Source organism: Brevibacterium aurantiacum (assembly GCF_003932995.1).
Taxonomy (GTDB): domain Bacteria; phylum Actinomycetota; class Actinomycetes; order Actinomycetales; family Brevibacteriaceae; genus Brevibacterium; species Brevibacterium aurantiacum.
In genome coordinates this window covers 971,259-996,833 of sequence record NZ_CP025333.1, presented here as the reverse complement: position 1 = coordinate 996,833, position 25,575 = coordinate 971,259, and the positions used below count along the sequence as shown (strand labels likewise).

Annotated in this window: 23 protein-coding genes; 5 read left to right on the top strand and 18 right to left on the bottom strand. The window is 62.9% G+C overall.

The features are described from left to right. Positions 1–2 precede the first annotated feature (2 nt). The 4 genes from CXR25_RS04540 to CXR25_RS04525 all read right to left on the bottom strand — a co-directional run bounded on the left by CXR25_RS04540 (position 3) and on the right by CXR25_RS04525 (position 5,488). On the bottom strand, positions 3–680 hold the full coding sequence (locus tag CXR25_RS04540; RefSeq protein WP_069599644.1) for a type II secretion system F family protein: 678 nt from the start codon (positions 678–680) through the stop codon (positions 3–5). Beyond that, the gene (locus CXR25_RS04535; protein WP_009883355.1) at positions 680–1,849 is read right to left on the bottom strand and encodes a TadA family conjugal transfer-associated ATPase; all 1,170 of its coding nucleotides are present in this window, start codon (positions 1,847–1,849) and stop codon (positions 680–682) included. The genes CXR25_RS04540 and CXR25_RS04535 overlap by 1 nt, the downstream gene beginning before the upstream one ends. Continuing rightward, positions 1,846–2,853 (bottom strand): septum site-determining protein Ssd, encoded by a 1,008-nt coding sequence (gene ssd, locus CXR25_RS04530; protein ID WP_096158374.1) that lies wholly within the window; start codon positions 2,851–2,853, stop codon positions 1,846–1,848. Before ssd ends, CXR25_RS04535 begins: the two co-directional genes overlap by 4 nt. A 244-nt stretch (positions 2,854–3,097) precedes the next feature. Continuing rightward, complete coding sequence (locus CXR25_RS04525; protein WP_125240451.1) at positions 3,098–5,488, bottom strand: hypothetical protein; 2,391 nt, start codon at positions 5,486–5,488, stop codon at positions 3,098–3,100. Positions 5,489–6,381: 893 nt separating this feature from the next. Here CXR25_RS04525 and acs point away from each other — a divergent pair. Both acs and CXR25_RS04515 read left to right on the top strand, forming a co-directional pair. Continuing rightward, positions 6,382–8,316 carry an acetate--CoA ligase gene (gene acs, locus CXR25_RS04520; protein WP_101598196.1) on the top strand — a complete coding sequence of 645 codons (1,935 nt, stop codon included), beginning with the start codon at positions 6,382–6,384 and terminating at the stop codon, positions 8,314–8,316. A 168-nt stretch (positions 8,317–8,484) separates the two neighbouring features. Further along, a complete protein-coding gene (locus CXR25_RS04515; protein WP_009883350.1) occupies positions 8,485–8,892 on the top strand; it encodes a phage holin family protein in 408 nt (135 codons plus the stop codon). 83 nt (positions 8,893–8,975) lie between these two features. Here CXR25_RS04515 and CXR25_RS04510 read toward each other — a convergent pair whose 3' ends face one another. After that, positions 8,976–9,998, bottom strand: a complete 1,023-nt coding sequence (locus CXR25_RS04510; RefSeq protein WP_125240450.1) for a TetR family transcriptional regulator — start codon at positions 9,996–9,998, stop codon at positions 8,976–8,978. 98 nt (positions 9,999–10,096) lie between these two features. Between CXR25_RS04510 and CXR25_RS04505 the strand changes: the two genes are divergently transcribed. Next, a complete protein-coding gene (locus CXR25_RS04505; protein WP_096160259.1) occupies positions 10,097–11,062 on the top strand; it encodes an ABC transporter ATP-binding protein in 966 nt (321 codons plus the stop codon). Positions 11,063–11,141: 79 nt separating this feature from the next. Continuing rightward, positions 11,142–11,996, top strand: coding sequence for an ABC transporter permease (locus CXR25_RS04500; protein WP_009883347.1), 855 nt, complete (start codon positions 11,142–11,144; stop codon positions 11,994–11,996). Between the two features lie 53 nt (positions 11,997–12,049). Here CXR25_RS04500 and CXR25_RS04495 read toward each other — a convergent pair whose 3' ends face one another. The 3 genes from CXR25_RS04495 to nth are packed head-to-tail and all read right to left on the bottom strand — an operon-like array spanning position 12,050 to position 15,087. Beyond that, positions 12,050–13,519, bottom strand: coding sequence for an HNH endonuclease (locus CXR25_RS04495; RefSeq protein ID WP_096158371.1), 1,470 nt, complete (start codon positions 13,517–13,519; stop codon positions 12,050–12,052). Between the two features lie 57 nt (positions 13,520–13,576). Beyond that, entirely contained in the window at positions 13,577–14,350 is a 774-nt protein-coding gene (locus tag CXR25_RS04490; RefSeq protein WP_125240449.1) for an NUDIX hydrolase, read from the bottom strand. Then, on the bottom strand, positions 14,347–15,087 hold the full coding sequence (gene nth / locus CXR25_RS04485) for an endonuclease III (RefSeq protein WP_009883344.1): 741 nt from the start codon (positions 15,085–15,087) through the stop codon (positions 14,347–14,349). The genes CXR25_RS04490 and nth overlap by 4 nt, the downstream gene beginning before the upstream one ends. Before the next feature lie 246 nt (positions 15,088–15,333). Between nth and CXR25_RS04480 the strand changes: the two genes are divergently transcribed. Continuing rightward, positions 15,334–16,011 carry a Crp/Fnr family transcriptional regulator gene (locus CXR25_RS04480; protein WP_069599638.1) on the top strand — a complete coding sequence of 226 codons (678 nt, stop codon included), beginning with the start codon at positions 15,334–15,336 and terminating at the stop codon, positions 16,009–16,011. A 145-nt stretch (positions 16,012–16,156) separates the two neighbouring features. Here the strand turns inward: CXR25_RS04480 and CXR25_RS04475 are convergent, their stop codons facing one another. The 10 genes from CXR25_RS04475 to CXR25_RS04435 form a co-directional block, all read right to left on the bottom strand. Next, a complete protein-coding gene (locus CXR25_RS04475; protein WP_096158369.1) occupies positions 16,157–16,549 on the bottom strand; it encodes a hypothetical protein in 393 nt (130 codons plus the stop codon). Then, the gene (locus CXR25_RS04470; RefSeq protein WP_069599636.1) at positions 16,546–17,310 is read right to left on the bottom strand and encodes an MBL fold metallo-hydrolase; all 765 of its coding nucleotides are present in this window, start codon (positions 17,308–17,310) and stop codon (positions 16,546–16,548) included. Before CXR25_RS04470 ends, CXR25_RS04475 begins: the two co-directional genes overlap by 4 nt. Continuing rightward, complete coding sequence (locus CXR25_RS04465; RefSeq protein WP_096160262.1) at positions 17,307–18,284, bottom strand: NUDIX hydrolase; 978 nt, start codon at positions 18,282–18,284, stop codon at positions 17,307–17,309. The genes CXR25_RS04470 and CXR25_RS04465 overlap by 4 nt, the downstream gene beginning before the upstream one ends. Further along, positions 18,274–18,747: a RidA family protein gene (locus CXR25_RS04460; protein ID WP_096158367.1), complete on the bottom strand. Its 474-nt coding sequence runs from the start codon at positions 18,745–18,747 to the stop codon at positions 18,274–18,276. Before CXR25_RS04460 ends, CXR25_RS04465 begins: the two co-directional genes overlap by 11 nt. An 85-nt stretch (positions 18,748–18,832) precedes the next feature. Continuing rightward, entirely contained in the window at positions 18,833–18,988 is a 156-nt protein-coding gene (locus CXR25_RS18605; RefSeq protein ID WP_096158366.1) for a Sp36 family protein, read from the bottom strand. A 245-nt stretch (positions 18,989–19,233) separates the two neighbouring features. Next, positions 19,234–21,615: a transglycosylase domain-containing protein gene (locus CXR25_RS04455; RefSeq protein WP_125240448.1), complete on the bottom strand. Its 2,382-nt coding sequence runs from the start codon at positions 21,613–21,615 to the stop codon at positions 19,234–19,236. A gap of 55 nt (positions 21,616–21,670) precedes the next feature. Beyond that, a complete protein-coding gene (locus tag CXR25_RS04450; protein WP_009883335.1) occupies positions 21,671–22,609 on the bottom strand; it encodes a metallophosphoesterase in 939 nt (312 codons plus the stop codon). Between the two features lie 73 nt (positions 22,610–22,682). Next, positions 22,683–23,594: a metal ABC transporter permease gene (locus CXR25_RS04445; RefSeq protein WP_096158363.1), complete on the bottom strand. Its 912-nt coding sequence runs from the start codon at positions 23,592–23,594 to the stop codon at positions 22,683–22,685. Further along, complete coding sequence (locus tag CXR25_RS04440) at positions 23,591–24,463, bottom strand: metal ABC transporter ATP-binding protein (protein WP_096158362.1); 873 nt, start codon at positions 24,461–24,463, stop codon at positions 23,591–23,593. Before CXR25_RS04440 ends, CXR25_RS04445 begins: the two co-directional genes overlap by 4 nt. 2 nt (positions 24,464–24,465) lie before the next feature. Next, positions 24,466–25,497, bottom strand: coding sequence for a metal ABC transporter solute-binding protein, Zn/Mn family (locus tag CXR25_RS04435; protein WP_125240447.1), 1,032 nt, complete (start codon positions 25,495–25,497; stop codon positions 24,466–24,468). Positions 25,498–25,575: the final 78 nt, after the last annotated feature.

The following is a 25,575-nucleotide window of genomic DNA, read 5'->3' as shown; positions in this document are numbered from 1 at the left end:
GATCAGGCCTCCGCTCGTACCATCATCCGTCTCATCCACCAGCGTCCAAGGAGGTAGAGAACGATGCCGCCGCCGATGCTCAGCTGGCCGGGCAGTCCTGAGAACAGCTCTGCTGGTTTGACGCCTATGAGCAGACCGAGACCGACGCCGATCAGCGGCAGCCAACTGAGGACTCGGACTGTCGCCTTGGGCCCGGCCATCGCAATGTGTCTCTCCCGATCGGCGTCCAGAGCGCTGCGCTGTGCCCGCGCATAGCGCAGAATCATGTCGGCGGCGGGTGCCCCGGATCGTTCAGACACGGTCCACACGGATGACATGCCGGCGAACACCTCGGCGGCTGCGCCCGGCAGTTCGGCTCCTCTGGTGGCGATGGCTCGGCCGGGTTCCTCGCCCAGTGAGATCGCTCGCGAAATCGGTGCCAGCTGCGCGTTCTGCCTGCTCAGGGTCGCCATCACTGCCTGCGGAGTCATTCCCACCTTGAGCAGATGTGCACAGTTCTCCACCGCAGAGATGGCCCACAGCTTCTCCTGCTCAGGATCTTCCTTGGCACGCCGCCCAGCTCGGCGGGGCTCGTTGCTGGTGGTGCGGGTGCGGAGCAGATCCTGGAGTCGCGAAGCCGGGTCCAGCGGTGCGCTGAGAATGACGCTCAACGCCACGAGCACTGCGATGACGGTGACCATCAGGCGGCTTTCTGCTCGAGCACGGCTTCGAACCGACTCAAGGCCCGACGGTTGAAAGTCCCCTCGGACAGCGGAGATGGTCGACCCCACACAGGCTCCATCGTCACTCCGCTGCTGCTCTCCCGGGTGGGAATCGCCAATTCCGTGATTCCTCGGTCCGCGCCGACCCGTCGCAAGTGGATGACTAGGTCTATGGCGGTCGAGAACTGTGAGAACACGGCCTGTGGGCTCATGTTCGCCAGTGCTCCCAGCGCCGCGAGACGGCTGGGAACAGCTTCAGCGGTGTTCGCGTGGATCGTGGCGCTGCCACCCTCGTGACCGGTGTTCAGCGCCGTGAGCATGTCCCTGACCTCGGCACCTCGACACTCCCCCACGACGAGGCGGTCCGGCCGCATCCGCAGGGCGTTGCGCACGAGGTCGGTCAGTGTCACCTCGCCTCCGCCTTCGACATTGGCCTGGCGGGCGGCGAGCTGGACGACGTGGGAGTGTCCGACGATGAGTTCACGGGAGTCTTCGACGATGACGATGCGATGATCCGAATCGACAAGACCCAGAAGCGCGCCGAGGAGGACCGTCTTCCCGGTTCCTGTACCGCCGGAGATGAGGATGTTGGCACGGGATCGTACCGCTGTGCTGAGAATTTCGTGGACGTCGTCAGGGATGAACCCGCCAGTGCGCAGCTGTTCGAAGGTGAAGCCGGCGTGGCGGGGAACGCGGAAGGAGATCGTCGTGTGGTCTCCGGAGATGGGCGGCACGATCGCATTCATGCGTACTCCGTCGGGCAGTCTGACATCGACGAACGGACTCGAATCGTCGAGACGCCGACCGCCCAGTGCCGCCAGACGCACGGCCAGCGAGCGCACTTCGTCTTCCGAGCCCAGGGACAGGTCGAGCAGCCTGGGCCCTGTGCCGACGTCGGCGAAGATCTCTCGCGGACCGTTGACGAAGACGTCAGTGGTGTCAGCAACTTCGAGCACGGATTGGAGGGGTCCAGCTCCGGACAGCTGCGCGGACAACCTGTTCACGAGTTCGAGGAGGGCGCTGGAACCGAGCACCCGACCGGTACGTTGGACCGCCTCGGCGACGGCTGCCGTCGTCACGGGCCCAGGATTGTCGAGCAGAGTCTTGCGGACCTCAGCCACGAGCGAGGCGTCGAGCCATTCGCTCATTCCACCCACTCCCCCAGAAGCCGGTCGACGAGCTTGCCCAGTCGTGCCCCGCCGGGGATGCCTTCTCCTCGATCGACTGCTGCGGACAGGCCGCGATCGTCGCGGATGCTGCCAGCAAGATCGAGTCCGATGGAATCGGCAAGCAGCTCGGCGTCGAGGCCTCCGGCGCCGGTATCGCGCACGACGAGACGAACGTCGGGGTGAGATTGGGACAGACGTTTGGCGACTTGGGATGCTGCGACTGCGGAGCGGACCCGTGCCGGGGAGACGAGGAGGACGTGATGGCAGCGGCGCGTCCACTGAGGTGGGGCGTGTCGTGGCAGGTCGACGATGACGAGGTCGAAGGCCTGTCCGGCGGCGGCGAGGAAGTCGTCGAAGACATCGGGATCGAGCTCGAGGATGTCATCGCGCCCCCATGACAGGATCGCCAGGCCCTCGTGGCGAGGCAGTGCCTGGCTCAGCGTCGAGGGACGAAGTTGACCGCGTGAGGCGCTGAGATCGGCCCAGCGCGGTCCGGGAACCTGCTCGGCGCCCAACACCAGATCGAGTCCTCCGCCCAGCGGATCGGCATCGACGAGGACCGTGCTCACATCTGGTCCTGCGCGGCGAGCGAGTGCGCAGGAGAGCACCGAGGCACCGGCCCCTCCACATCCGGCGACGACTCCGACGGTGACACCGGGTGCCACCGGGGGTTCGACGGCTGCGATCATGCGGCCGCTCAGCCATTCCGCTGCGGAGGGCAGGACTGCCAACTGTTCGACGCCGAGGTGGGCCGCTCGTTTCCATGCCGAGCTGGGTTCATCCCCGTCAAGGACGACGAGAATGCGATCAGCATGGTCCGTGGCCGGAGCTTCGCGGACATCCTCGCCCAGGAGAATGAGAGACGCGTTCTGCCAGCCGCCCGAGTCGGGAGGCAGGACCTTGAGGGAGATGCCGATGCTTTCGGCGACTCGTGCGCATTCGTCGGTGATGGCGCCGAGGTCGGTGATGATTGCTACCTGCATGATGACAGCCTGGACATCCGGCCCGGGATGAGGACAGTGCCGGAGGGGAACCTGTGGACAGAATGCAAAAGGGGCGGCTCCTGTGCACTTAAGTCACAGGAGCCGCCCCTTTTCGGTCGGCGTGAGCGTCTCCCCTGTTCAAAACCCTTGCGGGCTCAGGCTGAGGGAATCAGCTCAGCTGGTCGGACGGCGTGCGCTCGGAGTGTTGTCCACAGCCCGAGCGCACGAGTCGACCGTTGTGGGTTCAGCCTCGCTGGACGCCTTCGGTGTTGCGCAGGAGTCCTTCGCGACCGTCGGAGTCGCGGACCTTGAACCACGAACCGTTGTCTTCGAGGCCGAGGAACCAGTCACCGGGGTAGATCGTGAACACCGGCATACCGGTGGTCGCGTCAACGGCTTCGCGCGGTTCGGGAACGGCGAACCAGAACGCCTGGATGACACTCTGGCCCGAGCCGCGGTCGGAGCCATCCTGACCGGAGTCGTTCTGATTCTCATCCCGGCGATCCGAACGTTCGTCCGGGCTGCCGCCCGGCTGAACCGCGCTCTGGACGACGGTCTCATCTTCATCAACCGCGGAGTCGTTCGACACAGCATTCGATGAGGCGTTGCCGCCTCCGAACTGAGGGGCCGAAGGTGCGTTCCGTGCGTTGTCTCCGCCGCGGCCTTCCGCCTGCTCAGGCGCCGAGTCCCTGTTGCCGTAGCTGGCCACAGGCACATACTGCGTCGGCTCGTCGGCTTCCGGGTGAGCAGTTCTTTCCGACCCGGACTCAGCAGCGCCTGCTGCAGCGGGACCGTTGACGACAGTGGCGTCGTCATCGGTTGCCCCGGGGCGGGAGCCATCAACGCGGGAGTCGTTTCGGCGAACGTCATCGGCATCCGAGCGTGCCTCGGACCGATCATCGTGCGCAGAGTCGGCTGGGCTGGCCGAGTTGGCCGAAACTTCGGAGTCAGCCGAGTCATCGTCAGGCTTGAGCGCAACTCCGTCAGAGGCACGAACATTGGTGTCCGAGTCATGAGCGTTGACCTTCGAGGCGAACGAGCTGGACTCTGCAGGAGTCACGGAATCGTCACCGGTCAGCGCCGAGGAGTCATCTTGGTCTGAAGTCACAGCTGCACCTGAATCGTTGTGTGCACGATCGCCACGGCCGACGGTGTCCTCACGGTCAGCATTCACCGTGCGGTCTGAGCCGCCCGCTGTTCGGTCGGCCCCGCTGGCAATCGGTCCGCCTTCCGACTCGGGGTCGGTGTCCGCGTTGGGCGCGGCGTGGCGTCCACGACGACGTTCTGAATCCGAGATCAATGCCGAATCCGATCCACGATCGGATTCCGAACCGCGATCGGTGTCGGAAACTCGGTCGGAACCTGAACCTCGGTCAGATTCCGATCCCTTGTCAGAATCCGAGTGGGCTGAGGCGACTCCGGCAGCGGCTGCCCCGATGCCGACAGCACCCGCACCAGCAACGGCTGCGGCCGTGCCTGCATTCGAAGAATCGTCATTGCCGCTCTCGACCTTCGACTCGGTGGCACTCGAGCTGTCTGCATTTGAGCTGTTGACATTTGAACTGTCTGCGCTCGCATCACTTGGGTCGCTCGAGATACGAGCATCGCTGGAGCCCGAGCTGTCAGCAGGCACAGGAGCCTGCACTGCAGTCTCACCGTCATTGCTCCACGGGGATTCTTCACGATGAGCGCCGAAGCCGAATGTCTGCGTCGGTTCACTCTGCGTATGCTTCGGGTCCTGTGAGTGCTGAGCGCCCAGGTAGGTCTGACCTGACCCGGTGCTCTGCACTGCCTGATCCGCCGATTCACCTGCACCCGGTGCGGATTCGAACGACGATCCCTGTGCCTGTTCCTCTGGTGGAGCATAAGGGCTGTTCTGCTCAGACCCGATGGGCTGGCCGAACTGGTCCTGGCCATCAGGCTGGCCATTCTGGCCGAATTCGTCGACCTGGCCCGGTCCACCGGGCTGACCTGCTCCGTCAAACTGACCGGCGCTGCCGACCTGGTTGTGCTGGTTGAACTGATCTGCTGGCCCCGAGCCTCCGGAAGCACCGAACTGTCCCGGCTGACCCTGCTGGCCTGGCTGTCCGAACTGATCCGGTCCACCTGGCTGACCGAACTGGCTCTGTCCACCGAACTGGCCCGGGCCACCTGGCTGACCTGGATGCGCAGGCGCTCCTGGCTGGCCCTGCGAACCGAAAGCCCCATTGGGCTGGCTTCCGTTGGGCTGGCTGCCATAAGGGGCGCCGAATCCGCCTGGGCCGTTGTGTCCGCCGGGCATGTTCGCCACAGGAGCGGGATGCTGTACGTGCTTGGTCACAGGGCGCGCCTTCGGGTGCGCGGCAACCTCATCACGAATCGCGAATTCCTTGTTGAAGAAGGGAAGCATCGTGAATACGCCTGCGAAGAAGGCGATCAGGGCTGCAAAGAAGGCGAGGTATGCCCCGACGTGCCAGAACTGGACCGAGGTCAACAGGTGGACGAAAGCGAAGGTGAATGCGGCGCCAGACAGGACCGAGATCGCCTGATCAAGACTCAGCGAACCCACTTTGAGTCCGCCATTGCCGAATTTGCTGACGAATACCGCCGCCACGATCAACCAGATACCGAACACGTCGAATGTCAGAGTGCCCATTGAGTCGACGGTCCAATGCCACAGCGACCACGAAAGGAATCCGTCTGACTTGAACGGCACAAAGAGGACGACCAACGAGAGAAGCCCGGCGAAGAGCAGAAACAGATCACGCAGCGTCAGCGGCCCGAGCAGTCCCGGACCGGTACGAGGACTCTTCTGTGCTGCCGGACCCGCGGAGCCGAACTGACCCGGTGCTGAACCATAGGGACCTGGGGCCCCCGAACCGTATTGTCCCGGTGCCGAGCCATAAGGTCCGGGACCCGGGGCTGAACCGTATTGTCCCGGTCCTGAGTTCTGTGGGCCGGGGCCCGAACCGTATGGTCCTGGTCCTGAGTTCTGCGGACCAGGGCCCGAACCGTAAGGTCCTGGTCCTCCCGAACCAACAGGTCCGCCACCGTACCCGCCGGGTCCGGATGAATGCTGATCAGGTCCTGCACCGAATGCGGGGCCCGATCCGTATGCCGGCCCCTGACCGAAGGGTGGTTGGTTGCTCGGCCCGGGATTCTGCGAGTGCGGATCATGCCACTGCTGTGGACCTGATCCAGTTGGGTGCTGCGGCGAACTCATCGCTTACTCCAGTCGCGTTTGGGGACAGGGTCGTCAAATTCCATGTGTCAGTCTAGTTTCCATCCTGACAGACTCCGACCCCATCCTTGCAGAACAGGACCCCCTGCGCACTCCTTCTGTGCTGCCTGTCAGATAAGAGTGAATCACCGAAAACGCCTCCCCCTGTTCTGGGTCGATGCATAGAGTGTGTTCTGTAGCACACCCGCAGAGTGATTGCTACCCCCGAACACCACCGTTCATCGAACGGACGACGGTGACCTGAGCCCCTGGCTCGGGTATACAGTGCAACTAGAATTTTCGATCCATCAAAGAAGCCGGAGGGAAAAATGACCGACAACACAGCAGAAACCGAATCCTTTGCCCCGCCTGAAGAGTTCGTTGCTGCCGCCAACGTCAAGGCCGACGAATACGACCGTGCCGATGCCGACTACCTGAGCTTCTGGGCCGAGCAGTCTCGAGACCTCGTCGACTGGAAGGAAGACTTCGGCGAAGTGCTCGACTGGACCAACCCGCCCTTCGCGAAGTGGTTCATCGGCGGCAAACTCAATGTGGCCTACAACTGCCTCGACCGCCATGTTCTCGCCGGCAATGGTGATCGCGTTGCCATCAACTTCGAAGGGGAGCCCGGCGACTCCCGGTCCTTCACCTACGCGGAGCTTCTCGCCGAGGTGTCCAAGGCAGCCAACACGCTCACCGACCTCGGAATCAAGGCCGGAGACCGTGTGGCGATCTATCTGCCCATGATCCCGGAAGCGATGATTTCGATGTTGGCCTGCGCCCGCCTCGGCGCCGCCCACTCTGTCGTCTTCGGCGGCTTCTCCGCCGATGCACTGCGCTCACGCATCATCGATGCCGACGCACGAGTGGTCATCACTGCAGATGGCAGCTACCGCCGCACCAAGGCCACCAGCCTCAAGCCCGCCGTCGACGAGGCCCTGTCGCATGGAGACACTCCCGTCGAAACCGTGCTCGTCGTCCGCCGCACCGGTCAGGACGTCGAGATGGTCGAGGGCCGTGATCAGTGGTGGCATGAGACCGTCGATAAGGCGAGCCCCGAGCACGAATGTGAATTCTTCGATTCCGAGAATCCGCTGTTCGTCCTCTACACCTCGGGAACGACAGGTAAGCCGAAGGGCATTCTGCATACCTCGGGCGGCTACCTCACCCAGGTTCTGTATTCGATGAAGGCCGTCTTCGACATCAAGCCCGAGTCCGACGTCTTCTGGTGCACCGCCGACGTCGGCTGGGTCACCGGACACTCCTACGTCACGTACGGCCCGCTGGCCGCCGGCGTCACTCAGATTGTCTATGAGGGCACGCCTGACACGCCGCACCAGGGCCGCTGGTGGGAGATCATCGAGAAGTACAAGGCCACGATCCTCTACGCCGCACCGACGGCGATCCGCACGTTCATGAAGTGGGGCGAGGAGATTCCGGCCAAATACGATCTCTCCAGCCTGCGTCTGCTCGGCAGCGTCGGCGAACCGATCAACCCCGAGGCCTGGCGCTGGTACCACCGCGTCGTCGGCGGCGAGCGCTGCCCCATCGTCGACACCTGGTGGCAGACCGAGACCGGCGCACACATGATCGCTCCGCTTCCCGGCGTCATGTCGACGAAGCCCGGCTCTTCGCAGCGTCCGATCCCCGGCATCTCCGTCGACGTCGTCGACGATGAGGGAAACAGCCCAGCGGGACCCGAAGGCGGACTCCTCGTCATTCGCCAACCATGGCCGTCCATGCTGCGCGGTATCTGGAACGATCCGGAGCGCTTCAAGGAAACGTACTGGTCACGGTTCGAGAACACCTACTTCGCAGGGGATGGTGCCAGGCGCGATGAGGATGGCGACATCTGGTTCCTCGGCCGGGTCGATGACGTGATGAACGTGTCCGGGCACCGTCTGTCGACGGCCGAGATCGAGTCGTCCTTGGTTGCCCACCCCTATGTCGCCGAGGCGGCTGTCGTCGGCGCCGCCGACGATACGTCCGGTCAGGCCGTCGTTGCGTTCGTCATCGTGGGCCACGATGTCGAAGACTCTCCTGAGACGTCTGAGCTGCTGCGTCAGCACGTCGGCAAGGACATCGGACCGATCGCGAAGCCGAAGAAGGTCCACATCGTGTCCGAACTGCCGAAGACCCGATCAGGCAAGATCATGCGTCGTCTGCTCAAGGACGTTGCTGAGCACCGCAAGGTGGGTGACTCCTCAACCCTGGCCGACGCTTCGGTCATGGACCAGATCGAGGAATCGGTGGCGAAGTCCTGATCCTGCGCTGAGACGAACCCGCCGGTGAGAACGGATGCTCCAAGTGAGCCGTTCGGGATTCATCTGGCGGGTTTTTCTCATTTTACTGACCGTATCTCTTTGGTCACCAGGCACGTTCAGACTACTCTTAAGAAAGATTGTCCAAGTTTTTGTCGATAAGGAGCACTCATGGCTGAGAGGTCGATCAGCGAACTGATCAAAGGCATCGGCGACGATTCCAAAGCGATCGCCGAGGAAGAAATTGCGCTGGCCAAGGCAGAGGCGACCGCTGGTGCGAAGAACTTGGGCATCGGTTCGGCGCTTGCCGTCGTCGCCCTGTTCTTCTTGTTCTTGTCATCGTTCATGGTGATTTTCGCCGGGGCCGCAGCATTCCACGAAGGACTGGGTTGGCCGTGGTGGGGAAGCTTCCTCATTGTCTTCGGCATCCTCGCGGTGCTTGCCATCATCCTCGTTCTGATTGCCCTGCCCCTGTTCAAGAAGGGCAACCCGGTTCCGGGCACAGCGATCGGTTCGGCCAAGTCTCTGGTCGCTTCGGTCAAGCGCGCGGTGAAGAACCCTTCAGGTCCTCGGTACTGACAGATCTCGCAACCAAGCGCAGCAGCATAGCTCCAAACTTCGGTGGCGTCGGGCTCAGCCCGGCGCCACCGGTGTATTCACCGTCAGCGCCGTTTGGCAGCCCGTTCCTTGGCCTCGCGAAGAGTCTGACGTTCGCGCTTTCGCGCCTCTGCGAGGACTTTCTGTGCCTGCTTAACCGCCTTCTGCGCGTCGCGATACTTCTTGTCGGCCATGTCAGTCGGGTCGCCGTCGGGAATATCCTCCGACCCCTCAGCCGCGACTCTCTCAGACCCCGACGCCTCACCAGCAGAGCCTGACGCCCCACCAGCAGAACCTACCGCCTCGGTGTCTTCATGAGTATCGGTCGCCTCCCCAGCGCGCTCACGCCCGACTAGCTCGATGTAGTCGGCAAGCCCGTCCAGTCCTCGCTCGAAGCCGAAGACGAATGGGTCAGATTCCGAGGTGAACACTCCAGCGTCAATAGCCCGACGTAGGAACGGGTAGCCATCTTCTGTGATGACCGTGTCGAACAGTCGAGATTCCTGCTCAGACACCTCGGCGTCGTTCAAGCCCTTCGCACGTCCCTGCTGCTGATATCCGGCAAGAATGGATCCCCTCCAGCGTGCGGCCCCGGTCACCAGCAGAGACGCGGCCATCTTCTCATCCTCGGTCAGTGACGTCGCATCCAGCGCTTCGAGACTGGCCTCGAGCCATGCGGAACTGTTGGGAGTGATCGGACTGCCGGTGATCGGCATTGTCAGCAACCATGACTTGCGGCGATAGACCTCCGTCTGTGCCTCGTAGAGTTCCTCAAGTCTGGCTCGCCATGCAGGTTCCTCAGCACTGATCTCGGGTGGCAGGCCTGTGGCCTCCTCTTGCATGAGCAGCAGCAGGTCGTCTTTAGCGCTGACATAGCGGTAGAGCGACATCGGTGTGTATCCGAGACGTTTGGCCACAGCAGACATCGAGACTGCGGTGATGCCTTCCTGGTCAGCGATCTCGATTGCAGCATCGACGATTCTCTCAACGCTCATCTCCCGCTTGGGCCCGCGCTGCGGCGTTGCTGCCACTCCCCAGGCCAAAGCGATTCCGCGCGGAAGCTGCTCAATCGGTTCTTCACTGTCCATCTCTTCATCTTATATTGTGTATGGCATATATTGCGTGTTACTGTCATATACAGTTTAAGTGCTACACAGTATGTTCTACACGTCGAAAGGCAGACCTCATGGACTCCACAGGCTCAGGATCGACCTCGGCTCCAGCTTCGACTCCGGGACTCGGATCAGTGTCCGCTGAGGCGAAGGTCGGCGGCGCAGCTGAAGCAATCACGTTCGCCGGGGTGACGAAGTCATTCGGGCACAAGACCGTTCTCCAGGAGTTCGACCTCTCCGTACACAGAGGTGAGGTCTTCGCCCTGCTCGGCGCCAATGGCGCTGGCAAAACCACGGTCATCAACATTCTCACGACGCTCGAGAACACGGATTCCGGAGCAGTGCACGTCATGGGAGTCGATGTGCGCACCGATCCCGCCGAGGCGAAGCGTCGCTTCGCCGTCACCGGGCAGTCCGCGGCTGTCGACACCTACCTTTCGACCGCAGAGAACCTCGTCCTTCTCGGTCGGCTCTCCGGTCTTTCCCGACGCGCAGCGAAGGCGCGGAGTGAAGAGCTCGCCTTAAGCCTGAGCTTGAACTCATTCATGGATCGTCGGGTGGGATCGCTCTCGGGAGGAATGCGACGCAGACTCGACCTCGCTCTCAGTCTCGTCGTGCCCGTCGACGTGCTCATCCTTGACGAGCCGACCACGGGGCTCGACACCCGCTCACGCCGTGAGCTGTGGGCCGAAATTGAACGGCTGTCTGCCGAAGGCACCACGGTGTTCCTGACAACACAGTATTTGGAAGAGGCCGATGCCTTAGCCGATCGGATCGGACTGCTCGATCGAGGGCGGCTGACGGGGCTGGGAACGCCGTCACAGCTGAAGGCACGAGTCGGAGAGGACACCGTCGCCGTTCACGACGAGGAGGGTTCGACGGTGGCAGAGGAACCGACAGACGGAACCGTACGTGGGATCGCGGCAGTGCTCACTCCGCTCCTCGACGCCTCCCCCGGGGCCTCCGTCTCACTCCGCACCCCGAGCCTCGACGACGTCTTTCTGGCCTTCACCTCAACCGATGACAATCCCAACCGCTGATTCCCGCACCCGATCACTGACTCCCCCACCCATCACAGGGCTTCACCTCCCATCGACCCACAACTGAGATTGGACCATCATGACCGACCACCGGACCATCGCTGCGAACGATGAAGCCTCTCCAGCTCCTTCTTCGGCCCCTATCCAGCCGCACCGAGTCAGAACCCGCAGCCGAGCGCCGGGGGCCAGCGCAGAAGTCGCCCTCATCGGGCGCAGCCTGCGCCACGCAGTCCGCGATGTCGAATCAATGCTCATGGCGATTGCACTGCCAGTTCTCCTGATGCTTATGTTCACGTTCGTGTTCGGTGGTGCGCTCGATCCTGGCGGTGACTACGTCAACTATGTGGTCCCCGGAATCGTACTCACCTGCGCCGGCTTCGGTGCAGCCTCGACCTCGCTGTCGGTGGCGAACGACATGACCTCTGGATTCGTCGATCGATTGCGCGCGATGCCGATGAGGGCGTCAGCGGTCATCACAGGACACGTGGTGGCGAGCCTACTGAAGAATCTGTTCGCCACAGGAGTCGTCATCGCCGTGGCGGTGCTCATCGGCTTCCGACCAACGGCAGATCTGGGTCAATGGCTGGCGACGATAGCTCTCATTGCGCTCTACATCCTGGCTATCACCTACCTCTTCGCTGCCATCGGACTGGCGTCGAAGTCCGCCGAGTCGGCCAATGGGTACGGCTTCATCCTGCTGTTCCTGCCATACGTATCCAGCGCCTTTGTGCCGGTCGAGACGATGCCGGGATGGCTGACGGTCTTTGCCGACAACCAGCCGATCACGCCGATCATCGATGCATTGCGCAGCCTGCTCATCGGCACCGAGATGGGCAACTCCGGCGTGCTCGCGGTCGGGTGGTGCGCGGTGATTCTGGGACTCGCAGCTATCTGGGCCTCACGGCTGTTCACCGCCAAGGTCGGTCGCCGTTAAACTCCCGCTACGACACATCGCGCCATGGCCCCGATAGATTCTTCGAGGCGAAGTCATTGAGCCGAATTCGTGGAGAGGAACGTGCGGAACCGCGCACCGAACAGATATTCGACGGTGCTTGCCCCGCGATCGGGTATCACCTTGCCGGTCTTTCGTCTCGGCTGCGGCGGACCATGGGCTTTGTCGATTCCTTGGAATCGCCGGCGCGGCTTCACTGCACTCTCGTCTATGGTGTCGGCGTCAGTGTGGGTTGCGGCAGCATCTTCGAATTTGCCAACACCTGCCCGGGAGTCGATCGGCTTGGTCCTCGTCTCGTAGCGGTGGCCCGTCGGGGTCTTCACGATCAGTTTCTCGGGAGACGATACGTGCTTCCAGCCGTTGAGCTCCTTGGCGAAATTGCAGGCGGCGCACAGGCCCGAGGCATTGTCCCAATCGGTGTCGCCACCAGCGGCGAAGGCCGTGGCATGGTCAGCGTGTTTGATCTGCGCATCGCACCATGGTGAGCGGCAGACGTCGTCACGGATGACGATCATGCGTCGCAGCAGTCCCGAGAACTCCCGGCGGCGGGAGTCCATGCGCACCAGCTGGCCGTCGTCCGGGCGGGTGTAGAGCCTGCGCAGGAATACACTCGCCTCGTTCTCGGCAACGAACTTCCGTGCCGCTCCGGCAGGGAGTGGTCCGACGCCGGGCAGCCACGCCGGAGTGTCTCCGGGCCCGACCAGGCTGTCATCGTTCATCACGAGGTGGATCTCCGTGGGCACCGCCTCGGCGCACTCCTGGCCTGTGGTCCGTTCGACGAGCAGGTCAGCCATGACCTGAGACTGTGTGCGTCTGCCCGATTCCCCGGTCCCGATGAGCGAAGCCGCGGATTTCTTCAGGTTCGCGTAGACGGCCACTGCCTGAGGCATGGGCAGCAACGCGCTGAGGTATGCCATGTTGCCGGGTGCCGGACGAACCGAGACTGCCCGTTCTTCGATGCATTTCTCAAGGTGTGCCACGGCCGCCTGCTGATCGACCTGCTGTGCCAGGGCGCGAACTTCGTTGCCAAGTCGACCGACCCCCACCTCGGCGAGGCGATCAGCCATGCGTTCGTCGACCTGTCGCCGCTTGTCCCTAGGAAGCCAGTCGGTTTCCTTCGCAACGGCTCGAGCCTTCTCTTCGGAGATGCTGCCGGTCCTCAACGCCGAATAGGTGTGGGGCAGATCGATGAGCAGGGAACGCGAGAATTTCAGGAGCGTGCTCCCCCGGGCCCGAGACACCTTGCGAGCCAGTGCGATCTCCGCTCCGACACCCTTGCCCTGCTTTCTGCTCGTCATGCCTTCTTCGGCTTCACGATTGCGTCGACGCATGTCGAAGGTCAGGGTTTCCCTGGCTTGGGCCGCAGCAGCGGCAGATGTCAGTTCCTCGAGCGCAGTGATCCTGTCGATGGCATCGACCTCGCTGAGGGCCGGAGGCAGATTCGACAGCACCTCGTGCCACCGATGTATCTCGGTGATCACCTCGGGAACCGACTGTGCTTTCATACCCATCAGGCTAGCTTTCGCCACTGACACGACATTCTTCGCCGGTGTTGCTCCTGGTCAGAAGTCGATGTCGATGTGTGCGTCGCGGTCCCAGTCGCCGGCCCAGCCGAGATGGTCGAGAGCGAAGTCGAGGATGCCTGCGGTGAAGCCCCAGACCTTGAGCACGCCGACGTCGAAGGCCGGTGTGGTGATCTTCAGGTCCGGTCGGGAGAACGTGCCCCGATTGGCTGGTGCCACCAGGTCAGCGACAGAAACCCGGTAGACGGAGTACGACTCCGATTTGTCCATCACCCGCACTGCCCCGGGCTGGGCCCAATAGCCGATGACCGGAGTGACCTGAAACTTGCTGACGGGGATGTAGAGCGGATCCATCTGCCCGAGTACGTCGACCGTCGCGGGCACGATCCCGGCCTCTTCCTGCGCCTCGCGCAGGGCTGCGGCGACCAGGGAGTCGTCTTCCGGGTCCCGACCGCCGCCGGGAAATGCCACTTGACCTGGGTGATTGCGCAGCGTGCTCGCCCGCTGCAGCAAGACGATGTCAACGTCGACACCGAAGTCTGCCAGGCGTGATGACTCGCCTCGACCGGCGTCTGTGCGCGGCTGGCCTCCCCTGCCGAAGAGCATGAGAACCGCAGCATCACGCACCGAATGATCGTCCGGTGCCGGCGTTCGTCGCAGCCACTCTGGTGAACCATTCGATGCCGCCAGATTCTCCAGCTGAGTCCGCAGCGTCTGGTCATGGACGACGTCACGGACGTCTGCGGCCTGAACTGTGTCCTGATCGCTCGGGTTGGGACCTACCTGCCGATGTTCACTCGCGTTGGCGCTCATGCCTGGGGCGCCATTTCGAAACGCAACATTGCCCGCGCCTTCTCCGGATCGAGTTCCCCGACCCCGAACGAGGGACACAGAGCCATCAATGGGCAGGCTCCACAGGCGGGCCTGCGCGAGTGGCAGATACGTCGTCCGTGGAAGATGACCCGGTGGGAGAGCAGAGTGAGATCCTTCTTCGGGAACAGGGCCGCGATCTCATGCTCGGCCTTGACCGGGTCGTCCTCCTCGGTCCATCCGAGTCTGCGTGCCAGGCGTCCCATGTGTGTGTCCACGGTCAGTCCTGGGGTGTCGAAGGCGTTTCCGAGCACCACGTTGGCTGTCTTGCGGCCGACTCCGGCGAGCTTGACGAGCCTGTCCAAGGAATTGGGGACCTCGCCGTCGTAGGTGTCGACGAGTTCGTTCGCGAGTTTGACGATGTTGCGGGCCTTCGCCCGGTAGAAGCCCGTCGAGTGGATGAGCTCCTCGACCTCGATGAGGTTGGCCACCGCGAGGCTGTGCGCGTCGGGGAAGACGGAGAACAGTCCCGGCGTCACCGCATTGACCCGGATGTCTGTGGTCTGTGCCGACAGGACGGTCGCGATGAGGAGCTGGAACGGGGTCTCGAAGTCGAGCTCGCACTTCGCGTTCGGATACACCTCGGCGAGGATTCGATGAATCTTCCTCGCCCGTCGGGTCTTGCCCAATGAGGTTTCCTTCGCGAACTTCCGCGCGCTCTTCTCTGCCACCGTCAACACGACTCACCATCCTAATCTGTGCCCCGGCTTTGCGCAGTTGCGTCCCTCACATCGCCGAGGTGGGGCTGCCCTTTCCCGGCGAACGGGATCGTCCATACGCAACCGTGGCCCACCTCGGCGAGGGTGGAGGAAACGCAAACAAAACCCCTTGTTTTGCACTAATGCCGCAAACTCCGGGGCCTTTGCTGGTATCAGCACCGTTGACCAGGTAGATTTATCTGTGATTACCACGACAAGGAGGACACAGTGGATATTGAAGTTGTGCGGGGCGCCACGCTCTTCGCAGGTTTGGACGATGAGGCCACAAGCGCATTGATGAAGTTCATGAACCCGCGGAGTCTCCGTCGGGGAACCGTGCTTTTCCACGAGGGCGATGCCGGTGACGAACTCTATATCGTCTCCAGCGGCAAGCTCAAGATCGGCCGCGAGTCCTCCGACGGCCGCGAAAATCTGCTCTCGGTCATCGGACCGGGCGAGATCATCGGTGAGCTCAGCCTCTTCGATCCGGGCCCACGTTCGACCTCTGTCACCGCTGTCTCTCAGTCCGAGCTGCTCAGCCTCAAGCATGAGGACCTCACGACCTGGCTCGATGAGCGCCCACGTGCGGCGATGAACCTGCTCAAGGCTCTGGCTCAGCGTCTGCGTCGGACCAATGAGACCGTTGGTGACCTCGTGTTCTCCGATGTTCCCGGTCGCGTTGCCAAGGCGCTGCTGGACCTTGCCTCTCGCTTCTCGAAGCCGGCACCGGACGGCGTCCTCGTTGCTCACGACCTGACGCAGGAAGAGCTCGCGCAGCTCGTCGGCGCCTCGCGTGAGACCGTGAACAAGGCTCTGGCCGACTTCGCAGCTCGTGGCTTCATCCGTCTCGAAGCTCGTTCCGTCGTCATCCTCGACATGGAGCGCATGCGCAACCGCGCCCGCTGATCCACTGCGCAGCGCGGCTGAGATCTGCCGCGGTCGCACAACAAGGAACTCCCCAGCTTGATGGCTGGGGAGTTCCTTGTTTCATGAGTGGACCCTCGCCGAGGTGGGCCGGCGTAGCCCTCGGCCCGGACGCGAGGATTTCGCTTCAGTCGGAGAGAAGGCGAGAGGTTGTTGCCCGCCTGAAAAGGACAATGACACTGATCAGTGCGATGATCCCGGCGACTGACAGGATCGTGAAGTCGACAGGCAGCACAGTGAATCGTTCGTCGGACCATCCCGTTTCCTTCGCACCGACGCTGCACCTGATCCCAGGCGGGAAGAAACTCGTTTCATAGCCGAAACCGTGCTCTAGAGGTATGCCCTCAGGAGTGGCGGGACACCATGGCTGGTCAGGGTTGCCGCGGTTGCGCAGCGAGTATCCGACACCCCACGTGTGGAAGAGCGTGACCATGATGGCAGGCACGCTGATCGCTAAATAGAGCCACGGGCTGAGCCAGAATCGCTGCCCTGGCCGGTGTTTCGTCCGACCGCGGCTCATTCATCCTCGGGCGTGAGCGCGCCGAGGTAGTTCAGCTGGGCCCGCACGATCTGCTCGGCGGCTCCGCGAACACTCGGGTCGACGTCGTGGTAGACGATGTCGCAGACATCGGTGGCGCTCGCAGCTCCCTGTGCCAGGGCAGCTCTGACCTGCTCGATGCGTTCGAGGCGATGGCTGCGGTAGTACTCGAGCACCTGGGCAGGGGATTCGATGCTGGGACCGTGTGCCGGCTCGATGCTGGAATAGCGTCCCTCGTCGAGCAGACGCAGCAGCCGGTCCAGTGACTCCAGATAGTCGCGCAGAGAGCCTTCCGGGTGGGTGACGATCGTCGTCCCTTCCCCCAGGACCGTGTCGCCACTGTAGAGCACGTGATCGTGGATGAGACTGATGCTGTCCATCGTGTGACCCGGCGTTGCTACGACTTCTAAGACATCGGTGGTGTCAGTGCCGAATGCGATCCTGTCACCATCGGCCACAGGAGGTGTCAGACGGCTGAATTTCTCCAGCACCGCGTACACGGGCACGTCCGGGGCCCACTGCTCCACGCTGCCCAGCATCTCGGAGTGATCGGCATGCTGATGGGTGAGGACGATTGCGGTGAGCCTGCGATCACCGATCTCGGCCAGGAAGTTGTCCCGATGCTCGGCCAATTCAGGGCCCGGATCGATGAGCACCGATGACGTGTCATCAGCCGAATTGATGACGTAAGTGTTGGTGCCCGTCAGTGTCATCGGGGACGGATTGTTCGCGCGGATCCTCATGAGTCCTCGGTCTCCTCCTCGCCGGTTTCGGCGTTGTCGTCATCGTCGCTCAGGGACAGGAACCCTGGGCTCTGGTCATTCTCGTCGTCACCGACGGCCACCGCATGGTCACGCAGGGTGCCTTTGCGGTAGAGGTCGCGTCCGGGATGGATGACGACTCGCCATTCGCCGTCGTCGTTGGTCACCTCGGGCCGCAGCGGGTGCAGGTCACGCACCTGGGCCATGGCCGCTCCGACGCTGGGCACCTCGACCAGGCTCTCCGCGATCAGCCGTGTGCTAGCGCTGATCCTGTCGGGGTCCCCGCCGGAGTAGGCGAGAATCTCCTGTGGTCGTTTCCAACCGCCGGATGTCTCGTTCGGGGACAGGAAGTCGATCTCTTGCCCAAATGGCACTGTGGCCAGGAAGAATGTGGTGTCGAAGCGGTGCAGCTGGGTCGCTGTGTTGATCCACCGCAGCCAGGGTTTGCACAGGTCCGGGCGCAGCCTGAGATCACGTTCGCGCAGGATCTGGGACCAGGAGATCTCGCTGGAGAACAGTCGTGCCCGTGTTCCGCGCCAATCCGTCTGTGGTGTGGCCACAATGTCTCGATCGACATCCTCGGCCAACAGGACGCCGGCAGCGGCGAATGAGATGCGAGCCGCGGCCGAGAAGTGGTGCAGCGCCCGTGACTTGTTGTCGATGCTCAGTGTCCGCGCACAGCGGGCCGAATTCCATCCGGCCAGAGGCAGGTTGCGCAGGTCGCCGGGACGCAGGTTGCTGACCGGGTAGGCGAGCCGGTTGCGATCCTCGATTCCCCTGGCGTCAAGCTGCCGAGTGATGAAGGTTTCCACACCTTCCAGTGAGTCCCTGATCAACACGATCGCCGAGGCGGGTCGTGGAGCTTCGGGGACCGGGAACCGCCCGTCGGACTGCCATTGGTCCAAAAGCCAACGCAGCTCCGACGAGACGGGCAGGGTGCGTCCGCTAAGCGGCATCGTCCTCAACCTCGACGACGACCTCGACCTCGACGGGCGTGCCGAGAGGAAGAGTGTTCACACCCACGGCGCTGCGCGTGTGCTGGCCGCGGTCGCCGAAGATCTCACCGTAGAGTTCGGAGACGCCATTGATGACGGCCGGCTGCTGGGTGAAGTCATCAGCGGAGTTGACGAATCCGGTGACCTTGACGACGCGCACGATCTTGTCGAGATCGCCGATGACGCCGGCGATTGCGGCGAGAGCGTTGAGCCCTGCAGTTCGCGCCAGGTCGTAGCCGGTCTCGAGATCGACATCCGAGCCGATGTGGCCCGTCGCCGGCAGCTTTCCGTCGACGACGGGCAGCTGGCCGGACGTGTAGACATAGTTGCCGGTACGCAGCGCTGGGACGTAGACGCCAGCAGGTGCGGCGACATCGGGCAGGGTGAGACCGAGTTCAGCAATGCGGTCTAAGGTCTTCGACATGTTTGTTCCTTCGACGGGGGTGTTTTCAGGTCAGTCTGATGGCCAGACTCTGGTGGTCAGACTCTGGTGCTCAGTCCGTGCTGCTTCAGGCTTTGGGGCGCTTGAGGTAGGCCACGAGGCCGTTGTTGTCGGGGCCCGGAACAACCTGGACGAGTTCGTAGCCGTCTTCGCCCCACTGGTCGAGGATCTGCTTCGTCGCGTGGACGATGAGCGGCACGGTGACGTATTCCCACTTGGTCATGATTCTCCTTGAGTCTGTGTCCGCCCGAGTCTCCCGATGCGTCATCGGAACGAGCGTCTGCATGGACCGAATGCCGATGGTTCTTTGGATGCGCGACCGGCAATCATTGTCGTTCCCAACACTAGCCGAGAACCCTCACGCCCACAGCCACCCATGCCACAGTGTGAAAGGCGTTGACCGACGAGAGCGGGGTGGGACGATCGTCATGATCGTCCCACCCCGCTGATTCTCAGGATGTCCGGTGCTCAGTTGCCGCCGAGGCCCGGAGCTTCATCTCCGCCTCCGCCGCCACCGTCGCCGCCTCCGGTACCGCCGCCGCCATTGCCGCCGCCGGTGCCTCCACCGCCGCCGTTGCCACCGCCGTTGTTACTGCCGCCGCCTCCCCCGCCGGTGCCTCCACCGCCGCCGTTCTGGCTGCCGCCACCGCCGGTGCCGCCTCCGCCACCGCCGCCGGAGCCACCGCCGCCGGAGCCTCCGGTGCTGCCGCCGCCGCCCATGTACTTGCTGCTCGGCTTGGGGAATCCGGTGTTGCCCTTCGTCTCCTTGACCGCCTGGCTCATATAGGACTGCCAGGTCTTACCGGAGATCGTGGCACCGTAGACGTGTCCGCGGACAGCGCCCTGGCTGTTGTTTCGCCAATCGCGCGTTCCAGCCGGGTCACCTGTCCAGACCGCAGTCGCCAGCGTCTTCGTGAACCCAAGCAACCAGGTGTGGCCGACGTCGAAGTTCGTCGTACCGGTCTTTGCACCTGCTGGCACACCGATCTTCAACTGGGTGGTCGTACCGCCGTTGAACGTCTGTGACAGCGCATACGCGACGCCCTTGGCCACCTCTTTGTCGAGGACTCGCTTACAGCCTTCTCCCGGCACATCGAGCTTCTTGCCTGAACGGTCCTTGATGGACAGGATCGGCTTCGGGCCGCAGAACTCGCCTTCGTTTGCGAAAGCGGCGAATGCTGCCGCCATCGCGATCGGAGTGGTCTCAGTCGTACCCAGGATCGAGGACGGGGACAGCGCCTGGATGAATCCAGCTTCGTTCTTGAAGTCCAGCTTCTCGCCGCTGCCGTAGCGAATTCCCAGGTCCATGGCTGTGTCCATGACCTTGCACATGTTGAGCTGGTTGCCCATGGCAGCGTAGCCGGTGTTCACGGACTTCTTCGTGGCTTCCAGCGCGGTCATCGAGCCTTTGCCCTCACCGTCTCCGGCGTTGTTCGGGTCCCAGTCACCGCCCATGTTGGGACAGCCCTCGTACTTCCAGGAACTTGCCGGGAAGTTGCGCTTCGTAGCGTTGACCGTGGTGTTGAGGCCGCGGCCGGATTTCAGCCACGTTGCCAGCACGAAGGGCTTCCACGTCGAACCGACCTGGAAACCGCCACCGCCGTTGTGTTTCCGGTCCACCGTGTAGTTGATGCTGGTCTTCTTGTTCTTTTCGTTCTTCTTGACCTCACCAACCGTGTATTCGCGGTTCTCAGCCATGGCGATGACCTCACCCGTGCCCGGTTCGATCGTGACCAAGGCGTGTCCGGCGCCCGAGGGGTCGCCCACAGGAACACGATTCTTGACCTCTTTGTCAGCGATCTTCTGAATGTCCGGGTTGAGGCTGGTTTTGATCGTCAGCCCGCCTCGCTGCAGGAACGCGATGCGTTCGTCGACGGTGTCGCCGAAGGTCTCGTCGTTCTTGATGACGTTCTCAACGTAGTCGCAGAAGAATTCCGCCTGGCTCTTCGCGGCGGAACAGCCGTTCGGAGTCTCATGCAGGTCGAGGTCGAGGTCGGTCTTGACCGCCTTGTCGTATTCCTTCTGGGTGATGTGGTCGTACTTGAGCATCTGCCCCAGCACAGTGTTGCGGCGCTTCTTCACCTGGTCGGGGATCCGCTGCGGGTTGAAGGCCGAAGGGTTCTGCACAATGCCGGCGAGCATCGCCGACTGCTCAATATTCAGGTCCTTGGCGTCGATGCCCCAGTATTTGTGGGCGGCCGCCTGCACTCCGTAGGCATTGGGCGAACCGGAGTAGTTGTTGATGTTCATGTAGCGGTTGAGAATGTCCTTCTTGTCGTACTTCTTCTCAACTGCCACAGCGAGTTTGGCTTCGCGCAGCTTACGCGCATAGCCGGCTGTGCCCTTCGACTCCTTGGCTGCCGACACACCCTCTTTGTCCGCTTCGGCGTGGGCGTTCTCCGCGAGCACGTTCTTCACATACTGCTGAGTCAGCGTTGATCCGCCCTGTGTCGTCGAGGACACCATGTTGTGCACCGCCGCACGCGCGATGCCCTCGATGTCGACGCCGCCGTGTTCGAAGTACCTGTAGTCCTCGACTGCGATCGTCGCGTCCTGCATGTGGTCTGAGATCTCATCGAGGGGCACCTCGACTCGGTTCTGCCAGTAGAACTCTGCGATCTCCGATCCGTCGGAGGCAAGCATCGTCGACTTCTCCCCCAGATCCTGGATCTCGAGGGTGGCGGGAAGCGAATTGAAGATCTCGACGGCACTGTTTGCGCTGGCAGTAGCGACACCGACCCCGGGGATGGCAAGACCGGCGGCGACGATTCCCGCCACCGCGCTCACGGCGACGAATTGGAGGAACGCACCCGTCTTGGTCGGATTCGGATTTGACTCAGGAGACACCATGACAACAAGTCTAGCTAATACGAGTTGTGCAAATTCTCAAAAACCGTTGAGAACGTCAGCCTCTGGGAACCAAGGTCAGGAGGCTGACCTCGGGACGGCAGGCGAAACGCACCGGTGAGAAGGGCGAGAAGCCCAACCCGGCAGAGATCTCGACAAGAGATTTTCGATACGGAAAGACACCTCTCGCGCGTGTCCGATCCAGGTCGCAGTTCGTCACCGGCGCACCCCAGAAGGGGACCCGAATCTGTCCCCCGTGGGTGTGTCCGGTCATGATGAGATCGGCCCCCGCCGAGGTGAACGCCTCCAGGGTGCGCGAATACGGCGCGTGCGTAACGCCCACTTTCACCCCAGAAGCAGGATCGAACCGTGGGTAGTCGTACGCGTTCGGACCGCTCCCCTGACCCTGGTTCAGCTGGATTCGGTCGCGGTCGATGTGGGAATCCCCGAGACCGCAGAAATCGATCCTGGTCCCCCGGATCGTCAGACTCGCCTCGGCGTTGTCGAGGAAATGCCATCCACGGGTCACGGCGGGCGTGTCTCTGGCCTCGAACCCACGGATCAGGGCCTTGACGTCGAGGTCGGGCTGCGTACGGTGCTTCACCTCTGAAGGTGAGCGCAGGTACTTCGCGGGGTTCTTCGCTGTGGGTGAGAAGAAGTCATTGGATCCAAGGACGAAGACCCCGGGAACGTCGAGGAGCCCATCGAAGACATCGAGGACGGCGGGCACGATGTCGGCAGAGAGATTGTCGCCGGTATTGACGACCACGTCGGGCTCCAACCGGGTCAGCGCCTTGACCCATGCGGCTCTGTGTTTCTGCCACGGAGCCAGATGCAGATCCGAGACGTGCAGCATTCTGATGCTCTTCGCCCCGGCGGGCAGTATCGGCAGTGTGTGGCGCCGGACCGTGAAGAGGTGCGGTTCGATGACCGCTCCCCAGATTCCGGCCGCCGCGGGGACTGCAAGGGCGCCGGCGAATAGTGCACGTTTCTTCATTCGTCCAACTCTAGTCGGCGATCCTGCCCGTTCTCCCACCGACTGCCTCCCCCAAGGACCGCCTGACGGCGCCTCAGGTGACGGTCGCGACGGGGTTCTCATGTTCGTCTGCGGCACGGGCCGTGCGGCGACGATGCAGATGCTTCATCCGCCGCCGCCCCACGAGGCGGCAGACGAGGTAGATGAGGAAGGAGATCGTGGTGACGAACGGGCTGATCGGCACCACCGGTGAGCCGAGCGCGATGAGGATGCCGCCGACTGATGATGTGACCGCGAAGATGACGCTGAGCACCGGAACCCACACCGGGGAGGCCGAGAGCTGGGTGGCAGCCGCCGCCGGAGTGATGAGCAGAGCCAACACGAGGAGCACGCCCACCACCTGCACGCTCAATGCCACGGCCAGGCCGAGGACGAGCATGAACACGATCGTCAGCCCGGACACCGGCACCCCTTTGGCGCGGGCGACCTCGGGGTCGAGGCTGGCGAACATGAGCGGGCGCCAGATCACGGCGAGCACCAGAAGCACGATCAGCGAACTCACCACCAGGGTCATGATCTGGCTCGGGGTGATGGCCACGATCTGACCGGTCAGCAGCCCGAACTTGCTGGCGGCCCGACCGTCGTAGAGGGCGAGGAACAGGATCGCCAGGCCCAGGCCGAAGGGCATGAGCACGCCGATGATGGCATTCTTCTCCGAGGCCTTGGCCCCGCCCACGCCGATGATGAGAGCGGCGATGATGGAGCCGATGATGGAACCGCCCACCACGTCGAACCCGATGAGCAGGGCGAAGGCGGCACCGGCGAACGAGAGCTCGGAGATTCCGTGGACTGCGAAGGGGATGTCGCGGGCCATGACGAAGACGCTGATGAGTCCGCCGACGACGCCGAGCAGCCCGGCCGCGATGAGCGAGTTGAACAGCAGCGCCACCAGCTCGCCGTAGTCTTCGAAGGTGAAGAGGCTGCCGAAGATCTCCTGAGCCGTCATCGGATCGCACCTCGTTCTCTGGTCATGTCACCGTCGTGGACGTGGTGGTCAACGCATTCGGCCTCGCCGCCGACGACGATGAGCCGACCGCCCACTCGCACCACTTCGACTGGGGAGCCGTAGAGCCGGGACAGCGATTCGGTGGTCATCACCTCGGCGGGGGTGCCGACGAGGAAATGACCGCCCACGATATAGAGGACACGGTCGACGTAGGGCAGGATCGGGTTGATCTCATGGGTGACGAAGAGGACTGCAGTGTTGCGTTTGACCCGCTGCTCATGGAGCAGACTGGCCACGACTTTCTGATGGTGGATGTCCAGGGACAGGAGTGGTTCGTCGCACAGCAGCACCGACGGGTCGTTGGCCAGGGCCTGGGCCACGCGCAGTCGTTGGAGCTCGCCACCGGACAGTGTCCCGGCTGGCGCATCGGCATAGTCGCGGGCGCCGACGGAGTTCAGCAGCTCGTCGACCTGATGACGACGTCGCTTCAGGAAGCGGCCCGGTCCCCAGCGGTGCCCGTCGATGCCCATCCGGACCAGATCGAGACCGCGCATCGGGGTGTGCTGGTCGATTCCTCGCTGCTGGGGGATGTAGCCGATTGCCGAGTTGCCCGCATGAACATTCCTGCCGTCGATCTGGGCTGAGCCCGTCGACAGCGAATGCTGGCCCAGCAGCACCTTGAGCAGCGATGTCTTTCCGGTTCCATTGGGTCCCAGCACCGCCACGAACTCCCCCGGTGCAACGTCGAGGTCGAGGTCATGCCAGAGCACACGTTCCCCGAAACGCAGTTCGGCGTCGCGCAGACTGATCACCGGGGTGTGGCCGGTGGCCGTGGTCTGCTCTGGAGAAACGTTGGAATCAGGGGCCATTCTCAGTGTTTGTGTCCTTCGAGCGCGGTGGAGATTTCAGTGATGTATTCGCCCATCCAATCCGCGTAGTGCGTATCGGCCGGCATCGTCTCGCCGAGGTCGACGACCGGCACATCGGACTTCTCAGCCGTGGATTTCAACTGCTCTGCCTGTGGACCTGCCGCTTGAGTATTGTACCCAAGCAGCACCGCATCACCCGACGAGATCTGTTCCTCGGCCTTCTTCAGCACCAGCGGCGGCACATCGTTGCCCTCTTCCACTGCTTCGAGGAACTCATCGGAGGTGATGTTCTTCAGCCCCATGTCCGCAAACAGCCACAGCGGTACGGGCTCAGTGGCCGCGACCTCGTCACCCTCGTGCTCAGCCTTGGCGTCATCGATCTGCGACTGCAGCTTCTCCAGCGTCTTCTTGTACTCATCGGCATTGGCCGTGAAGTCATCTTTGTGTTCGGGCTCGGCCTCGCCGAGGTGGGTCGCAACCTCGTCGACGAGCTTCGTCATCGTGGGCAACGAGTACCAGAGATGTTCGTTGAACTCCCCGTGGGCGTGCTCGTGACCGTCTTCTTCGCCGTGGTCGTGACCTTCTTCTTCGCCGTGCTCATGGACGTGGCCGCCGCCCTTGGCTTCCTCATCACCGTGATCATGGGGTTCATTGCCGAGGTCCTCGGATCCTGGCAGGCCCGAGATGGAGACCGTGTCGATGGTGTCGATGTCGACGTCGGAGGCCTCGAGCATCGTGGTCATGAACGAGTCGTAGCCGCCGCCGTTCTGGATGACCAGGTCGGCCTTCGACAGCTTCAGGCGGTCCTGTGTCGTGGCTTCATAGGAGTGCGGGTCCTGGTTGGGGTCATCGATGACCGCGCTGACCTTCGCGAAGTCTCCTGCCACCTGGGACACGATGTCGGCGTACACATTGGTCGAGGCGACGACCGAGAGCTCGGTGGATCCAGAGGCCTGTCCCCCGCACCCGCTCAGGGCCGCAACAGTGGTCACAGCGATTGCCCCGGACATGATGCCGAGTCGGGAAGAGCGCATGGTGTGCCTTTCAGAGCGTAAGAGAGGACCGGTGTGTCAACGACGTTCACCCTACTCAGCTTGAAGGCTCACCACTAA

What these genes read in the sequence shown, in the direction of transcription:
- acs (WP_101598196.1), top strand. Translation starts at nt 6,382, where the DNA reads ATGACCGACAACACAGCAGAAACCGAATCCTTTGCCCCGCCTGAAGAG.
- CXR25_RS04435 (WP_125240447.1), bottom strand. Translation starts at nt 25,497, where the DNA reads ATGCGCTCTTCCCGACTCGGCATCATGTCCGGGGCAATCGCTGTGACC.
- CXR25_RS04475 (WP_096158369.1), bottom strand. Translation starts at nt 16,549, where the DNA reads ATGAGCCGCGGTCGGACGAAACACCGGCCAGGGCAGCGATTCTGGCTC.
- CXR25_RS04490 (WP_125240449.1), bottom strand. Translation starts at nt 14,350, where the DNA reads ATGAGCGCCAACGCGAGTGAACATCGGCAGGTAGGTCCCAACCCGAGC.
- CXR25_RS04505 (WP_096160259.1), top strand. Translation starts at nt 10,097, where the DNA reads ATGGACTCCACAGGCTCAGGATCGACCTCGGCTCCAGCTTCGACTCCG.
- CXR25_RS04445 (WP_096158363.1), bottom strand. Translation starts at nt 23,594, where the DNA reads ATGACGGCTCAGGAGATCTTCGGCAGCCTCTTCACCTTCGAAGACTAC.
- CXR25_RS04540 (WP_069599644.1), bottom strand. Translation starts at nt 680, where the DNA reads ATGGTCACCGTCATCGCAGTGCTCGTGGCGTTGAGCGTCATTCTCAGC.
- CXR25_RS04465 (WP_096160262.1), bottom strand. Translation starts at nt 18,284, where the DNA reads ATGCCGCTTAGCGGACGCACCCTGCCCGTCTCGTCGGAGCTGCGTTGG.
- ssd (WP_096158374.1), bottom strand. Translation starts at nt 2,853, where the DNA reads ATGCAGGTAGCAATCATCACCGACCTCGGCGCCATCACCGACGAATGC.
- CXR25_RS04510 (WP_125240450.1), bottom strand. Translation starts at nt 9,998, where the DNA reads ATGGACAGTGAAGAACCGATTGAGCAGCTTCCGCGCGGAATCGCTTTG.
- CXR25_RS18605 (WP_096158366.1), bottom strand. Translation starts at nt 18,988, where the DNA reads ATGACCAAGTGGGAATACGTCACCGTGCCGCTCATCGTCCACGCGACG.
- CXR25_RS04525 (WP_125240451.1), bottom strand. Translation starts at nt 5,488, where the DNA reads ATGGGCACTCTGACATTCGACGTGTTCGGTATCTGGTTGATCGTGGCG.
- CXR25_RS04515 (WP_009883350.1), top strand. Translation starts at nt 8,485, where the DNA reads ATGGCTGAGAGGTCGATCAGCGAACTGATCAAAGGCATCGGCGACGAT.
- CXR25_RS04470 (WP_069599636.1), bottom strand. Translation starts at nt 17,310, where the DNA reads ATGAGGATCCGCGCGAACAATCCGTCCCCGATGACACTGACGGGCACC.
- CXR25_RS04455 (WP_125240448.1), bottom strand. Translation starts at nt 21,615, where the DNA reads ATGGTGTCTCCTGAGTCAAATCCGAATCCGACCAAGACGGGTGCGTTC.
- CXR25_RS04535 (WP_009883355.1), bottom strand. Translation starts at nt 1,849, where the DNA reads ATGAGCGAATGGCTCGACGCCTCGCTCGTGGCTGAGGTCCGCAAGACT.
- CXR25_RS04460 (WP_096158367.1), bottom strand. Translation starts at nt 18,747, where the DNA reads ATGTCGAAGACCTTAGACCGCATTGCTGAACTCGGTCTCACCCTGCCC.
- CXR25_RS04450 (WP_009883335.1), bottom strand. Translation starts at nt 22,609, where the DNA reads ATGAAGAAACGTGCACTATTCGCCGGCGCCCTTGCAGTCCCCGCGGCG.
- CXR25_RS04440 (WP_096158362.1), bottom strand. Translation starts at nt 24,463, where the DNA reads ATGGCCCCTGATTCCAACGTTTCTCCAGAGCAGACCACGGCCACCGGC.
- CXR25_RS04495 (WP_096158371.1), bottom strand. Translation starts at nt 13,519, where the DNA reads ATGAAAGCACAGTCGGTTCCCGAGGTGATCACCGAGATACATCGGTGG.
- CXR25_RS04500 (WP_009883347.1), top strand. Translation starts at nt 11,142, where the DNA reads ATGACCGACCACCGGACCATCGCTGCGAACGATGAAGCCTCTCCAGCT.